The organism is Comamonas sp. CAH-2, assembly GCF_009668305.1.
Taxonomy (GTDB): domain Bacteria; phylum Pseudomonadota; class Gammaproteobacteria; order Burkholderiales; family Burkholderiaceae_C; genus Comamonas; species Comamonas aquatica.
This window is the reverse complement of the sequence record NZ_VSWF01000012.1, coordinates 80,738-94,697: the sequence shown is the minus strand read 5'-3', so window position 1 is coordinate 94,697 and position 13,960 is coordinate 80,738. Positions and strand designations below refer to the sequence as shown.

General features: G+C 62.7%; 10 protein-coding genes. 4 read left to right on the top strand and 6 right to left on the bottom strand.

All coding sequences use genetic code 11. The features are described from left to right. Positions 1 to 21 precede the first annotated feature (21 nt). Both FYM52_RS09445 and FYM52_RS09440 read left to right on the top strand, forming a co-directional pair. On the top strand, positions 22 to 1,362 hold the full coding sequence (locus FYM52_RS09445) for an O-acetylhomoserine aminocarboxypropyltransferase/cysteine synthase family protein (protein ID WP_154163886.1): 1,341 nt from the start codon (positions 22 to 24) through the stop codon (positions 1,360 to 1,362). Next, positions 1,359 to 2,462, top strand: a complete 1,104-nt coding sequence (locus FYM52_RS09440) for an isopenicillin N synthase family oxygenase (RefSeq protein ID WP_154163885.1) — start codon at positions 1,359 to 1,361, stop codon at positions 2,460 to 2,462. Before FYM52_RS09445 ends, FYM52_RS09440 begins: the two co-directional genes overlap by 4 nt. Positions 2,463 to 2,628: 166 nt before the next feature. Here the strand turns inward: FYM52_RS09440 and FYM52_RS09435 are convergent, their stop codons facing one another. The 3 genes from FYM52_RS09435 to FYM52_RS09425 form a co-directional block, all read right to left on the bottom strand. Further along, positions 2,629 to 3,072 carry a linear amide C-N hydrolase gene (locus FYM52_RS09435; protein ID WP_255446786.1) on the bottom strand — a complete coding sequence of 148 codons (444 nt, stop codon included), beginning with the start codon at positions 3,070 to 3,072 and terminating at the stop codon, positions 2,629 to 2,631. A gap of 87 nt (positions 3,073 to 3,159) precedes the next feature. Next, complete coding sequence (locus tag FYM52_RS09430; RefSeq protein ID WP_370513823.1) at positions 3,160 to 4,080, bottom strand: Fic family protein; 921 nt, start codon at positions 4,078 to 4,080, stop codon at positions 3,160 to 3,162. Between the two features lie 764 nt (positions 4,081 to 4,844). Next, positions 4,845 to 5,159, bottom strand: a complete 315-nt coding sequence (locus tag FYM52_RS09425) for a hypothetical protein (RefSeq protein WP_154163884.1) — start codon at positions 5,157 to 5,159, stop codon at positions 4,845 to 4,847. Positions 5,160 to 5,577: 418 nt separating this feature from the next. Between FYM52_RS09425 and FYM52_RS09420 the strand changes: the two genes are divergently transcribed. Together FYM52_RS09420 and FYM52_RS09415 are read left to right on the top strand one after the other, a co-directional pair. After that, complete coding sequence (locus FYM52_RS09420; RefSeq protein WP_154163883.1) at positions 5,578 to 6,177, top strand: SLATT domain-containing protein; 600 nt, start codon at positions 5,578 to 5,580, stop codon at positions 6,175 to 6,177. Positions 6,178 to 6,276: 99 nt separating this feature from the next. Then, positions 6,277 to 7,158: a nucleotidyltransferase gene (locus FYM52_RS09415; protein ID WP_154163882.1), complete on the top strand. Its 882-nt coding sequence runs from the start codon at positions 6,277 to 6,279 to the stop codon at positions 7,156 to 7,158. A 328-nt stretch (positions 7,159 to 7,486) separates the two neighbouring features. Here FYM52_RS09415 and lpdA read toward each other — a convergent pair whose 3' ends face one another. The 3 genes from lpdA to aceE are packed head-to-tail and all read right to left on the bottom strand — an operon-like array spanning position 7,487 to position 13,803. Continuing rightward, positions 7,487 to 9,340, bottom strand: coding sequence for a dihydrolipoyl dehydrogenase (gene lpdA, locus FYM52_RS09410; RefSeq protein WP_154163881.1), 1,854 nt, complete (start codon positions 9,338 to 9,340; stop codon positions 7,487 to 7,489). A gap of 17 nt (positions 9,341 to 9,357) precedes the next feature. Next, positions 9,358 to 11,064, bottom strand: a complete 1,707-nt coding sequence (gene aceF / locus FYM52_RS09405; RefSeq protein WP_154163880.1) for a dihydrolipoyllysine-residue acetyltransferase — start codon at positions 11,062 to 11,064, stop codon at positions 9,358 to 9,360. 21 nt (positions 11,065 to 11,085) lie between these two features. Next, positions 11,086 to 13,803 carry a pyruvate dehydrogenase (acetyl-transferring), homodimeric type gene (gene aceE, locus FYM52_RS09400; RefSeq protein WP_154163879.1) on the bottom strand — a complete coding sequence of 906 codons (2,718 nt, stop codon included), beginning with the start codon at positions 13,801 to 13,803 and terminating at the stop codon, positions 11,086 to 11,088. Between the last annotated feature and the right edge of the window lie 157 nt (positions 13,804 to 13,960).

Below are 13,960 nucleotides of genomic sequence, written 5' to 3'. Positions count from 1 at the left end.
CCACCCCGAGGCCGTGCCCGCATGAGCACGGCGCCCGCCCCCCACTGGCAGGCCGACACCGTGGTGCTGCATGCCGGCTACGACGGCCTGCAGCACCAGCGCAGCGCCGCCGTGCCCATCTACCCCTCCACCTCCTACCTGTTCGAGAACGCCCAGCAAGGCGCCGAGCTGTTCGACCTGGTGCAGGAAGGCCACATCTACGCCCGCACCAGCAACCCCACCCAGGCGGTGCTGGAGCAGCGCATCACCCAGCTGGAGGGCGGCACCGCCGCCGTGGCCGTGGCCTCCGGCATGGCGGCGATCGACATCGCGCTGGCCACCCTGGCCCAGGTGGGCGACCACGTCATCGTGGCCTCCACCCTGTATGGTGGCTCGCACAACCTGATCACACACGTGCTGCAGGGCCGTGGCATCCGCAGCAGCGTGGTGGCGCGGCAGGACCGGGACGCCCTGCGCCAGGCCATCACCGCGCAGACCAAGGCCGTGTTCGTGGAATCCATCGGCAATCCTTCGGGCGATGTGGCCGACCTGGCCGCCATCGCCGCCGAGGCCCATGCCCACGGCGTGGCCGTGGTGGTGGACAACACCTGCGCCACGCCGCTGCTGATCCGGCCTTTTGAACACGGGGCCGACCTGGTCGTGCACTCGGCCACCAAGTACATCGGCGGCCACGGCGTGGCCATGGGCGGGCTGATCATCGATGGCGGACGCTTCGACTGGCAGGCCCACGCCCAGCGCTACCCGCAGCTGACCCGGCCCGACCCGGCCTTCCACCAGGTGGTGTTCACCGAACGCTACCCCGAGGCCCCGGCCGTGGCCCGCGCGCGCACCGTGCTGCTGCGCAATGCGGGCGCTACGCTGGCGCCCCACTCCGCCTTTCAGCTGCTGCAGGGGCTGGAAACGCTGGCCCTGCGCATCGAACGCATCAGCAGCAACACCCGCGCGGTGCTGGCCTTTTTGCAGGCCCACCCGCTGGTGCGTCACATCCAGCATGTGGCCCACCCCAGCCACCCGGACCATGGCCACGCCGCGCGCTACCTGCGCGCCGGCCGCATTCCGGGCCTGCTGTCGTTCGAGCTGCACGGCGGCCGCGCCAGCGCCCAGCGCTTTTACGACGCCCTGCAACTGTTCCAGCGGCTGGTGAACATCGGCGACAGCAAGTCGCTGGCCGCCATCCCCGCCGAGACCACCCACCACCTGCTGACCGATGCCGAACTGGCCCGCGCCGGCATTGCCCCCGGCCTGGTGCGCCTGTCCATCGGCATCGAGCACCCGGACGACCTGCTGAGCGACCTGCGCCAGGCCCTGTCCTACCAGCCCGCCCCCGTGGCCGCGACCCCATCCCTTCAGGAGTCTTTATGAGCACCCTTGCCTCCGCCCTGCGCCCCGCGCCCGCCCTGGACGCCCTGCCCGTCATCAACCTGGAAGAGCTGGGCGATGGCGAACAGCACACCCCGGCCCACAGCCGTCTGGCGCGCATTGCCCGTGAAATCGGCTTTTTCTACCTAGAAGGCCACGGCATCGCCCCGGACCAGATCGCCCGCCTGGAGGCTGCGGCGCGCCAGTTCTTCGCCCTGCCCCCGGCGGCCAAGCAGCAGATCGCCATGGCGCAGACGCGCCACTTCCGCGGCTACACCGGCGTGGGCGGGGAAATCACCCGCCTGCAGCCCGACCTGCGCGAGCAGATCGACTTTGGCGAAGAACTGCCCGCCGTGCCACCCGGCCCGGACACCCCGCAGTGGTGGGGGCTGCAAGGCCCCAACCAGTGGCCCACGGCACAGCCCGAACTGCAGGCCGACATCCTGCTGTGGCTGGACACCACGCGCGCCGTGGCGCAGCGCCTGCTCAAAGCCTTTCTGATCGCGCTGGAGCAACCGGCCAGCGCCCTCAACCAGCTGGTGGCCCCGCCGCACAACAACCGGCTGAAGATCATCCACTACCCCGGCCAGGCCAGCGGCCAGTCGGACCAGGGCGTTGGCCCGCACAAGGATGGTGGCCTGCTGACCCTGCTGCTGCAGGACCAGGTGGGCGGCCTGCAGGTGCAGACCGCGCAAGGCTGGCTGGATGTGCCGCCGCGCAAGAACGCGTTTGTCATCAACATCGGGGAAATGCTGGAGCTGGCCACCAACGGCTATTTGCGCGCCAACGTGCATCGCGTGCGTTCCCCCGGCGCAGGCATCAGCCGCTACTCCATCGCCTATTTCTTCTCGCCCAGCCTGCATGCGCACGAGGTGCCGCTGCTGCAGCTTCCGCCCCACCTGGCCAGCCAGGCGCGCGGGCCGGAGAGCGATCCGCTCAACCCCCTGTTCAGCCACATCGGCACCAACGCCCTCAAGGGCCGCGTGCGCTCGCACCTGGACGTGGCCCAGCGCTTTTACCCGCAGCAGTACGCCGAGCACCAGGCCGCCCTGGCCAGCCTGGACCCGGCGCAGACGGCCGCCGCCCAGGCCTACGCCTACTGACGGACTGTCCCCCAGCCCACCAAAAAGCCCGCACTTGGCGGGCTTTTTTCTTGTCGGTCGCTGGGGGGCAGGTGGGCTGCGGTGGCGCAGCAGCGGGTTGACCTCTTTCACACCAGGGCCCCTGGCCGCCCATGCCCACCCGCAACCGGGCCGGCACGGCCGCCCCTCAAATCCCCAGGAACTGGAACGGTGCCGAGGGCTTGAACTGCGCCGTCGCATTGCCCGAATAGGTATGGCTCTGGTCCGCGCCCAGGTCCAGCTTCAGCACCTTGCCACTTGTGGGGCTGAAGTCCAGGGCCTTCAGGTCCACCCAGAAGGTGTTGGGCGTCAGGGCCGACTCGAAGAAATACAGCTTGCGCTGGTGGTCAAACACCGTGCGCCAGCGCGTGGAGGAAATATTCGGCTGGCCGGGCGTGCTGATGCCATATGGCACCGACACATTGCGGATCACGCTGAACACGCTGGCCAGGGCCTTGTTCGGGTTCTCGTCCTTGGGAATCGCATTCACATAGAACGCAGCGCGCGCAAACCGGTCGGCCGCGCGGTTGGTGCCCGGCAGCATTGATTGGCGAACGCCTGGTGAGGACCTGGCGCCATCCCAGCCCGCCAGGCCATCACCCGGTGCTTCATGACCTTGGCGAATCCAGCCTCAATATGGCTGCGGCGCTGATACAGCAAGCGCTGACAGCTCTGGTTTTTATACCACCGCATCTGCCTCGGCTTCCGGCCACAGCTTGGGAAACAGAAAGCGCAGCGCATGCTGCGGCAAGCCCAAGCGCACCTTGCCCTGCGGGCTGTCACTGCGCAAGAAGCCGCGTTTGACCAGGGCCCCCAAGGCATCGGTGGCGATGCGGTCCCTGAGCCCCAGCATGGCTTTGAACTCCCCGCGCCCCAGTTCCTCACCGCTCAGGAAAAGATAGTGCAAGGCCCGCAAGCTTTCTATGCGCACCCCGGATTTGTTCACGGTGCCCTCATAGACCAGCGCGCCCTCGATGCGCTGTTTGATCGCATCAAAATCCAGCATCTGCTGCATGAAGGCCACCTGGTCCAGGCAGATGTCCAGCACATAGTCGGCCCACGCCACCAGGGCCTGTTCGCTCAGATTGCCACGGCCATCCAGGTCGCCCCGGCGGGTGTGGTCCGCCTCGGCCAGCAGCAGGTCATAGCGCTCCTGGCTGCGCGCAAAACCACGCAGCGGCGACCACAGGCCATTGCTCAGCCCCAAAGCGTGCAGCACCAGGTGCGTGTGCAACCGCATCACGCGGCCATTGCCATCCATGAAGGGGTGGATCCAGCCCAGGCGGTGGTGGGCACAGGCCATGGCCACCAAGGCCGCCTCGCCCCGGCGCACGCTGCCGTAACGCTGCGCCCAGCGCGCCAGAAACTCCGGCACATGGGCGGCGGCAGGCGCAATGTGCTGCCCCACGCTCACCTCCTTGTCGCGCCACTGGCCGGGCACCACGGTCTGGCCCTGGTTCACCTCCCAGTCCTGCGCGGGCAAACGGCCAAACAACTCGCGGTGCACGTCCTGCACCGCCTGCGGGCTGTACAGCGTGGCCACGGCCGCTTCGCCGCTGTAGCGCTGCTCCAAGGCCGCCTCGGCCTCAATGTGCGCCACCGCCAGACGCTGCTTGGCCGCCAGCTCCTGGTTGGCAGAGAAGTCCTGTGCAAGGCCTGCTCAATCTCATGCGGGCGCGTGTGCTGGCCTTCAATGCGGTTGGTGTAGTAGGAATTCATGCTGCGCAGCAGCACATGCAGCTCTGGCGGCACACGCTGGCCCGCCAACGCCGTGGCCGCACGCACCAGGTCACCGGCCTTGGACAGCAAGGCCTCTTGCCGGGCGTCCGAGGGCAGCAAGGGTTCAAACTGGTGGGGCGAGTTGTAGCGCGCAGTCATTCGCCAAGTTGATGGCATTCCCAAATCATTGTTTTTAAATTATTTACCAGTGATTTCGCCAAGTTGTACGCCAAGTTTTTCACCAAGCTGGCGACCAAGTACCGCACCATCCTGGAAGCCGGTTGCTTTGAATGAAAAATCGACTTCAAGCGCTTATCCAGCAACCGCTAACAGCTCTCAAAATTGACAACATGGCCGCCTTCTCCTTCGCTGGCACGGGCCGGGCAGCACCCGCCCCCTCGCAGGCGGTGATGCGAATGGCGTGCTCACTGTGGTGCATCAGCAATGGGCTTGCGCAGACCACACACACAGGTTCATAGCAAAAACAGCCTCTAGCGCTGATTCAACCTGCGTCGGCAGCTATCAAAACCACCCAACAGGCACAAAAAAAGCAGCCGAAGCTGCCTGTGTTTCCGCGTCCAAGCGGTGGATGCTGCTACGGGTGGCCCAGATGGCGCAGACGCTCTGCGCCTGCGCGGCTGCGGCTCACAGCTTCCACCACCCCACCATGCCCAGGGCCGACAAGGCCCACATGCCCAGCAACGCATGGCGGCGCCAGGTGGTGCGCTGGCGCAACACGGCATAGAACAGCACGGCGCAAGCCACGGCAATCACCCCGGCCATCACCGGCAGCATGGCCATCAAGGCCTGGGCCCGCTCCGCCCCCGAGGTGCCCACATCGCGCGTCAGCAGCAAGGCCAGCGGCAGACACCCCGTGATCGTCAGCGTGAACGCCGCCAGGGCAAACGACCAGCCATAGGTCAGCCCGAACAGGGAGGCAGGCGTGGAAGGCTGGGTCATGGTGGGTGGTCTTTCGGAGAGAAATTCAAAGGGAACGCTGAATTTTAGAGGGCCTTCAGCTATCAAAACTGGGGCTGCCATGGCATCCATGCGTTGTACGCGGGCTTCGCCTCTAGATGGTTTCCATCTACAGATCAATGCTGAAAGATGCAATTACCAGTTAGCCCGAAGACGGCCGCAGCTATCAACACCAACGCTTTTGCACTCCAGCAGAACTCGCCGCATGCGCCGTTTAGGCTCCTAGTCGTGGGAGGCTGAGCTCGGCCATGAGCAGGCGGGAGCATGAGCGCCAGGCTGGCTGCTTACAAACTGAATGCTGTCATGCAGTTCTGGACTGAGCAATAGCTTCTTCTATCAAATTTGAACTGCTTTTAGCCAGCTTGCTTTAGGATAGCCACCATTATTCTTAATGGCTGCTATGCAAAAGGAAGCACTTCTAAAGCTGATCGCCGAGACCGCCTATAACACGGGATACGGAGCCAAAAAGCACTTTGCAACATACGACATCATCGAAAAGCTTCCTGGGTGGGTGACTTTTATCTCGGGTGCTGCGGCGATATTGGCCTTGTTCATTCCAGCTCTTGAGGCCAAATGGGTCTCTGCGACCTTCATCATCATCTCTGTTGGCACAGGCAACATACTGCTTTATGACCGTGACAAACAGAAGTACGCTGAGGTTGGGGACACTCTAACCGAGAGATTTCACGAACTTAGAGCTCTTTACTATGAAGTAAAGACACAACCTGCCGGAGTGGATCTTCCAAATCATGCCATACGCCATGCCAACATTCAAACGAATGCATTGAGCACAAATGTTGCTAAGCAAATTTTTTTGAGTGACTGGTACGCACACTACAAGTTCTTTTGGCAACAGCAGACGGGCTGGCTAGACGAGCAACTCAACTTCACCTTGTTTCGGGACAAGCTGCCGCTTAGTTTTACCGTCACCGCCATTCTGCTAATACTCAGCGCTATCTTGTGGCTCGCTTCTGGGCGCGTCGCACAACTGCTTTGCTAGGTCTTTTTAATAATTACCAATTTTTTCTGGTTAAATAGCGAATGTTGGTGGTTTGATAATGAAAATCTTTGCTTCTACAGTATAGAAATAAGAGGAATTATGGGAGTTGGAGACTGGTTTAATACCTTCTGCGGAAATCTGCAAATCACCGATGGTGGGACAATCTCGACGCGATACAAGAACATCACGCGACGGCTAAACACAGATTTCTGGTCAACCACGTCTGAAACGACTCATAGCTTGTATGTCGGGTCGTATGGTAGAAATACTGCGACAAAGATGATTAGTGACGTGGACATGATCATGCAGTTGTCTTACGACACGTATGTGCAGTATTCCAATTACCAAGGTAATGGTCAGTCGGCATTACTGCAAGCTGTAAAGAAGTCGGTAGAGAAAACTTATGCGACCACCAGCATAAGAGCTGACGGACAAGTTATCTTAATTCCATTTAATGATGGAATTACGTTTGAGCTGATGCCCGCCTTCTTAAATAAGGACAACAGCTACACCTTCCCTGATGCAAACAACGGTGGCTCATGGCGAACCACAAATCCGCGTCCTGAAATTGAGGAAATTCATGCACGAAACGCCGCATGCAATTACAACTTAGTCCTCTTGTGCCGAATGATGCGCGCTTGGAAGCGCGAGTGGCAAGTACCTATCGGAGGACTGCTGATTGACACACTGGCCTACCAGTTTATCGAGTACTACCAGTATAGAGATAAGTCTTACTTGTACTACGACTATATGTGTCGTGACTTCTTCAAGTGGATGTCTGAGCAGGATGAGAATAAAGAGTACTGGCGTGCCCCAGGCAGCGGTCAATACGTCTGGGGCAAGGGCCTCTTCCAGTACAAGGCAAAGCGCTGCTACAACATTTCACTTGAAGCTATAGAGCACGAGACGGCAAGCCCTAAGCGTGAGTGGTCTGCAAAACAGAAATGGAAAGAAATCTTCGGTTCTGATTTTCCAAGCTAGCCTCAATGAGGAGATTTTTTCGCTTTACCCTCATATAGTCAGCCACCTGACCAAATGAAAACCGTCTAAACGTCTTCGAAAAGTCTAAATTTTTGGCACGGCGGGTGAAAATCATGCATATCTCTATGCCTGCAATCACTGCACATCAGACATTGCCAGTGGCAGCTCGAACGACAGCAACGGGTCGTTTACAGACATTGACAAACACAAACCTGCAGATCGTCAATTGGCAAGATTGAGACCCAACCTGGTCAGCATTCACAGGAATAAAAAAGGCAACCCGAAGGTTGCCTTTTTGCTTTATGCAGCGACTGCTTAGGAAGCGAGCTTACTTCCGTGCCGGCGGCACATCCGTGCAAGACCCATGCGCCACTTCCGCCGCCATGCCGATGCTTTCGCCCAGCGTGGGGTGCGGGTGGATGGTCTTGCCGATGTCCACGGTGTCGGCGCCCATTTCGATGGCCAGGGCGATTTCACCGATCATGTCGCCCGCGTGCGTGCCGACGATGCCGCCGCCCAGGATGCGGCCATGGCCGTGCGCCTCGGGGCTGTCATCGAACAGCAGCTTGGTGAAGCCTTCGTCGCGGCCATTGGCGATGGCGCGGCCGGAGGCGGCCCAGGGGAACAGACCCTTCTTGACCTTGATGCCTTGGGCCTTGGCCTGGTCTTCGGTCAGGCCCACCCATGCCACTTCGGGGTCGGTGTAGGCGACGGACGGGATGACGCGGGCGTTGAAGGCGGCCGCGGCCAGTTCCTTGTTGCCCTGCAGTTCACCGGCGATGACTTCGGCGGCCACATGCGCTTCGTGCACGGCCTTGTGCGCCAGCATGGGCTGGCCCACGATGTCGCCAATGGCAAAGATGTGCGGCACGTTGGTGCGCATCTGAATGTCCACGTCGATGAAGCCACGGTCGGTCACGGCCACGCCCGCCTTGTCGGCGCTGATCTTCTTGCCGTTGGGCGTGCGGCCCACGGCTTGCAGGACCAGGTCGTAGGTCTGGGGTTCGGGCACGGTGACGCCGTCCTTGGCGGGGGCGAACGTGACCTTGATGCCTTCGGGCGTGGCTTGGGCACCCACGGTCTTGGTGTTGACCATGATGTTGTCGAAACGGTGCGCGTTCATCTTCTGCCAGACCTTGACCAGGTCGCGGTCCGCGCCCTGCATCAGGCCGTCCATCATTTCCACCACGTCCAGGCGGGCGCCCAGCGTGCTATAGACGGTACCCATTTCCAGGCCGATGATGCCGCCGCCCAGGATCAGCATGCGCTTGGGCACGCTCTTGAGGTCCAGCGCGCCGGTGGAGTCCACCACGCGCTCGTCCCGGGGCATGAAGGGCAGGTGCACGGCTTGCGAGCCCGCAGCGATGATGGCCTTCTTGAACTGGACGACCTTCTTGGTGCCGGTCTTGTCCTGGCCCTGGCCGGTGGTTTCTTCCACTTCCAGGTGGTGGGCGCCGACAAAGCTGCCGTAGCCGCGCACGATGGTGACCTTGCGCATCTTGGCCATCTGGCCCAGACCGCCGGTGAGCTTGCCGATGACCTTTTCCTTGTGGCCGCGCAACTGGTCGATGTTGACCTGGGGCGCGCCGAACTGGATGCCAGCCACTTCGAGGTGCTTGACCTCATCCATGACGGCGGCCACGTGCAGCAGCGCCTTGGAGGGGATGCAGCCCACGTTCAGGCACACGCCACCCAGGGTGGCGTAGCGCTCGACCAGCACGACCTTCAGGCCCAGGTCGGCAGCACGGAAGGCAGCGGAGTAGCCGCCGGGGCCACCGCCCAGCACCAGCACGTCGCAGTCCAGGTCGGCGGTGCCGCCAAAGCTGGCGGCGGCCGGTGCGGCCACGGCCGCAGGTGCTACAGAAGCTGTAGCTGCTGGCGCAGGTACAACCTGCGCTGGAGCCGGATTGGTCGCTGCAGCTGCAGGGGCAGCCGCAGCGCCCTCTGCCGCTTCCAGGGCGATGATGATGGAGCCTTCGGCGACCTTGTCGCCGATCTTGACCTTCACCTCTTTGACCACGCCGGCGTGGCTGGAGGGGATTTCCATGGAGGCCTTGTCGGACTCCACGGTGATCAGGGACTGGTCCACGGTGACGCTGTCACCGGGCTGCACCAGCAGTTCGATCACGCCGACTTCGGCGAAATCGCCAATGTCGGGCACTTTGATGTCGATGATTGCCATGTGTGTCAGCCCCTTGGTTACAGCAGGATGCGGCGGTAGTCCGCCAGCACGGCGCCCAGGTAGGCGTTGAAGCGGGCGGCCGCAGCGCCGTCGATGACGCGGTGGTCGTACGACAGGCTCAAGGGCAGCATCAGGCGTGGCTGGAAGGCCTTGCCGTCCCACACGGGCTGGATGCTGGACTTGGACAGGCCCAGGATGGCCACTTCCGGCGCGTTGACGATGGGGGTGAAGTCGGTGCCGCCGATGCCGCCCAGGGACGAGATCGAGAAGCAGCCACCTTGCATGTCGGCCGCGCCCAGCTTGCCGTCGCGGGCCTTCTTGGCCAGCTCGCCCATTTCCTGGCTGATCTGCATGATGCCCTTCTTGTCGGCATCCTTGAGCACCGGCACTACCAGGCCATTGGGCGTATCTGCCGCAAAGCCGATGTTGAAGTACTGCTTGTAGACCAGGGTGTCGCCGTCCAGGCTGGCGTTGAACTCGGGGAACTTCTTCAGCGCAGCGACCACGGCCTTGATGACGAAGGCCAGCATGGTCACCTTGACGTCGCTCTTGGCCTTGGCGTTCTCGGCGTTGGTGGAGACGCGGAAGGCTTCCAGGTCGGTGATGTCGGCCAGGTCGTTGTTGGTGACATGGGGAATCATCACCCAGTTGCGGTGCAGGTTGGCGCCCGAGATCTTCTTGATGCGCGACAGGTCCTTGCGTTCCACGGGGCCGAACTTGGCGAAGTCCACCTTGGGCCAGGCCAGCACTTCCAGGCCGCCGACGTTGCCGCCGGAGGACTTGGGCGCTGCGGCCTGCTGGGCCAGGGTCTGCACCGCGCCGGCCATGACGGACTTGGTGAAGCCCATCACGTCTTCCTGCGTGATGCGGCCCTTCTGGCCGGAACCCTTGACTTCCGCCAGGGGCACGCCCAGCTCGCGCGCAAACTTGCGCACGGAGGGCGAGGCATGGGGCAGCGCGCCCGTGGGGGCCACGGTGGGGTTGTGGGCCGGTGCGGCCACGGCTGCTACTGCAGCAGGAGCAGCGGGCGCAGGCGCAGCAACGGCAGGGGCCGTATTTTGTGCTGCAACCGGTGCGGCTGCGGCAGGTGTTGCCACAGCGGCGGGGGCTGCGCTGGCCGCCGCGCCCTGCACGCTCATGGCGCCGACCACGTCGCCGACGTTGACCTTGTCGCCGATCTTCAGCGTCAGGGCGGTGATGGTGCCGGCGGCGGGCGATGGGATTTCCATCGAGGCCTTGTCCGACTCCACGGTGAACAGCGACTGCTCGGCCGTGACGGTGTCGCCCACCTTGACCAGCAGCTCAATGACGGCCACGTCCTTGAAGTCACCGATGTCGGGGATGGCGATGTTCACGCTGCTGGGCGCTGCAGCAGGTGTAGCAGCCTGCGCAGGCGCAGTGGGCGCTGGCGCCACATTTTGTGCCGCAACGGGCGCGGCAGCAGCCGGTGCGGGCGCGGCCGCCGCAGCGGGGGCCGAGGCCACATCGGCGGTTTCGATCACGGCGATCACGGCGCCCTGCGCCACCTTGTCGCCCAGCTTGACCTTGAGCTCCTTGAGCACGCCGGCGTGGCTGGAAGGGATCTCCATGGACGCCTTGTCGGATTCGACGGTGATCAGCGATTGCTCGACCTTGATGGTGTCGCCCACGTTGACCAGCACCTCGATCACGCCGACGCTGTCGAAGTCACCGATGTCCGGGACCTTGATTTCTGTCAATGCCATGTGTGTGTCTCCGGTGCTCGATTAGGCGTACAGGGGGTTGATCTTGTCGGCTTGGATGCCGTACTTGGCAATGGCTTCGGCCACCTTGGTGACGGGCAGCTTGCCCTCTTCCGCCAGCGACTTGAGCGCGGCCACGACGATGTAGTGACGGTCGATCTCGAAGTGCTCGCGCAGCTTGCGGCGGAAGTCGGAACGGCCGAAACCGTCGGTGCCCAGCACCTTGTAGGTGCGACCCTTGGGCATGAAGGGGCGGATCTGCTCGGCGTAGGCCTTCATGTAGTCGGTCGAGGCAATCACTGGACCTTGCGAGGTCTGCAGCTGCTGCGTCACGAACGGCACCTTGGCGGTTTCCAGCGGGTGCAGCATGTTGTGGCGCTCGGCGTCCTGGCCGTCGCGGGTCAGTTCGTTGAACGATGGGCAGCTCCACACGTCGGCGGCAATGCCCCAGTCCTTTTCCAGCAGCTCTTGTGCAAAGAAGGATTCGCGCAGGATGGTGCCCGAGCCCAGCAGTTGCACGCGTTGGCCCGATTGGGGCACCTTCTGGCCGGGCTTGACCAGGTACATGCCCTTGATGATCTGCTCTTCCGTGCCTTCGGTCAGACCGGGCATGGGGTAGTTCTCGTTCAGCAAGGTGATGTAGTAGAAGACGTTTTCCTGGTTCTGCACCATGCGGCGCAGGCCATCCTGCATGATCACGGCCACTTCGTGGGCGAAGGTGGGGTCGTAGGAGATGCAGTTGGGGATGGTGTTGGCCAGGATGTGGCTGTGACCGTCTTCGTGCTGCAGGCCTTCGCCGTTCAGCGTGGTGCGGCCCGAAGTGCCGCCCAGCAGGAAGCCGCGCGCCTGCATGTCACCCGCCGCCCAGGCCAGGTCACCAATGCGCTGGAAGCCGAACATGGAGTAGTACACGTAGAACGGGATCATGATGCGGTTGGACGTGCTGTAGCTCGTCGCGGCCGCAATCCAGCTGCTCATGCCGCCGGCTTCGTTGATGCCTTCCTGCAGGATCTGGCCGGCCTTGTCCTCGCGGTAGTACATGACCTGGTCCTTGTCGACCGGGGTGTACTGCTGACCGTGGGGGTTGTAGATGCCGACCTGGCGGAACAGGCCTTCCATACCGAAGGTGCGGGCCTCGTCCACCAGGATGGGCACCACGCGGGGGCCGATGTTCTTGTCGCGCAGCAGCTGCGTCAGGAAGCGCACATAAGCCTGGGTGGTGGAGATTTCACGGCCTTCGGGCGTGGGCTCCAGGATGGCCTTGAAGGTGTCCAGCGACGGGGCGGTGAACGCTTCGTCGGCCTTCACGCGGCGGTGCGGCAGGTAACCGCCCAGGGCCTTGCGGCGCTCGTGCAGGTACTTCATTTCCGGCGTGTCGTCGGCAGGCTTGTAGAAGGGGATGTCCGCGATCTGGCTGTCGGGGATCGGGATGTTGAAGCGGTCGCGGAAGGCCTTGATGTCCTCGTCGCTGAGCTTCTTGGTCTGGTGCACGGTGTTCTTGCCTTCACCGATCTTGCCCATGCCAAAGCCCTTGACGGTCTTGACCAGCAACACAGTGGGCTGACCCTTGGTGTTGTTGGCCGCGTGGAAGGCAGCGTAGACCTTCTGCGCGTCGTGGCCACCACGGCGCAGGTTCCAGATCTCGTCGTCGGACATGTGCTCGACCATCTTCAGCGCGCGGGGGTCGCGGCCGAAGAAGTGCTTGCGCACGTAGGCGCCGTCGTTGGCCTTGAACGACTGGTAGTCCCCGTCGTTGCACTCCATCATGATCTTCTTGAGGACGCCGTCCTTGTCCTTGGCCAGCAGCTCGTCCCAGCCACGGCCCCACAGCAGCTTGATCACGTTCCAGCCGGAGCCGCGGAATTCGCCTTCCAGCTCCTGGATGATCTTGCCGTTGCCGCGCACCGGACCGTCCAGGCGTTGCAGGTTGCAGTTGATGACGAAGATCAGGTTGTCGAGGTTCTCGCGTGCGGCCAGGGAGATGGCGCCCAGCGATTCGACTTCGTCCATTTCACCGTCGCCGCAGAACACCCAGACCTTGCGGTTTTCGGTGTTGGCGATGCCACGGGCGTGCAGGTACTTCAGGAAGCGCGCCTGGTAGATGGCCATCAGCGGGCCCAGGCCCATGGACACCGTGGGGAACTGCCAGAACTCGGGCATCAGCTTGGGGTGGGGGTAGCTGGACAGGCCCTTGCCGTCGACTTCTTGGCGGAAGTTCAGCAGTTGCTCTTCGGAGATGCGGCCTTCCAGGTAGGCGCGGGCGTAGATGCCGGGCGAGACGTGGCCCTGGATGTACAGGCAGTCGCCGCCGTGGTTTTCGCTTTCGGCGTGCCAGAAATGGTTGAAGCCGGCCGCAAACATGTTGGCCAGCGAAGCGAAGGAGCCGATGTGGCCACCCAGGTCGCCGCCTTCTGGTGGGTGGTGGCGGTTGGCCTTGACCACCATGGCCATGGCGTTCCAGCGCATGTAGGCGCGCAGGCGGCCTTCGATCTCCAGGTTGCCGGGGCAACGGGCTTCCTGGCTGGTTTCGATGGTGTTGACGTAGCCGGTGTTGGCCGAGAACGGCCGGTCCACGCTGTTCTGGCGGGCGTGTTCCAGCACTTCTTCAATCAGCTGGTGCGCATATTCGGCACCTTCGCGGTCGATGACGGCGCTCAGCGCCTCCATCCATTCGCGGGATTCCTGGGGATCCAGGCTGGGCTTGGCGTTGGCGCCGGCCTGAGGGTCGGTCTGAGCGGTCATATGTGTCTCCTGTTCAAGAGGCTGCAGGGGGTGGTCGGGAATTGCATCCATCGAACGCGCTTGTCTGCGGCCACAGTTGAAGCGGTGTGTGCCGAGCCTTCAGCTTAGCGGAAGCCCACACCGTGCCTGCGAAACAAATACGCCCAATTTGGCGACC

What these genes read in the sequence shown, in the direction of transcription:
- aceE (WP_154163879.1), bottom strand. Translation starts at nt 13,803, where the DNA reads ATGACCGCTCAGACCGACCCTCAGGCCGGCGCCAACGCCAAGCCCAGC.
- aceF (WP_154163880.1), bottom strand. Translation starts at nt 11,064, where the DNA reads ATGGCATTGACAGAAATCAAGGTCCCGGACATCGGTGACTTCGACAGC.
- FYM52_RS09445 (WP_154163886.1), top strand. Translation starts at nt 22, where the DNA reads ATGAGCACGGCGCCCGCCCCCCACTGGCAGGCCGACACCGTGGTGCTG.
- FYM52_RS09420 (WP_154163883.1), top strand. Translation starts at nt 5,578, where the DNA reads ATGCAAAAGGAAGCACTTCTAAAGCTGATCGCCGAGACCGCCTATAAC.
- lpdA (WP_154163881.1), bottom strand. Translation starts at nt 9,340, where the DNA reads ATGGCAATCATCGACATCAAAGTGCCCGACATTGGCGATTTCGCCGAA.
- FYM52_RS09440 (WP_154163885.1), top strand. Translation starts at nt 1,359, where the DNA reads ATGAGCACCCTTGCCTCCGCCCTGCGCCCCGCGCCCGCCCTGGACGCC.
- FYM52_RS09415 (WP_154163882.1), top strand. Translation starts at nt 6,277, where the DNA reads ATGGGAGTTGGAGACTGGTTTAATACCTTCTGCGGAAATCTGCAAATC.
- FYM52_RS09425 (WP_154163884.1), bottom strand. Translation starts at nt 5,159, where the DNA reads ATGACCCAGCCTTCCACGCCTGCCTCCCTGTTCGGGCTGACCTATGGC.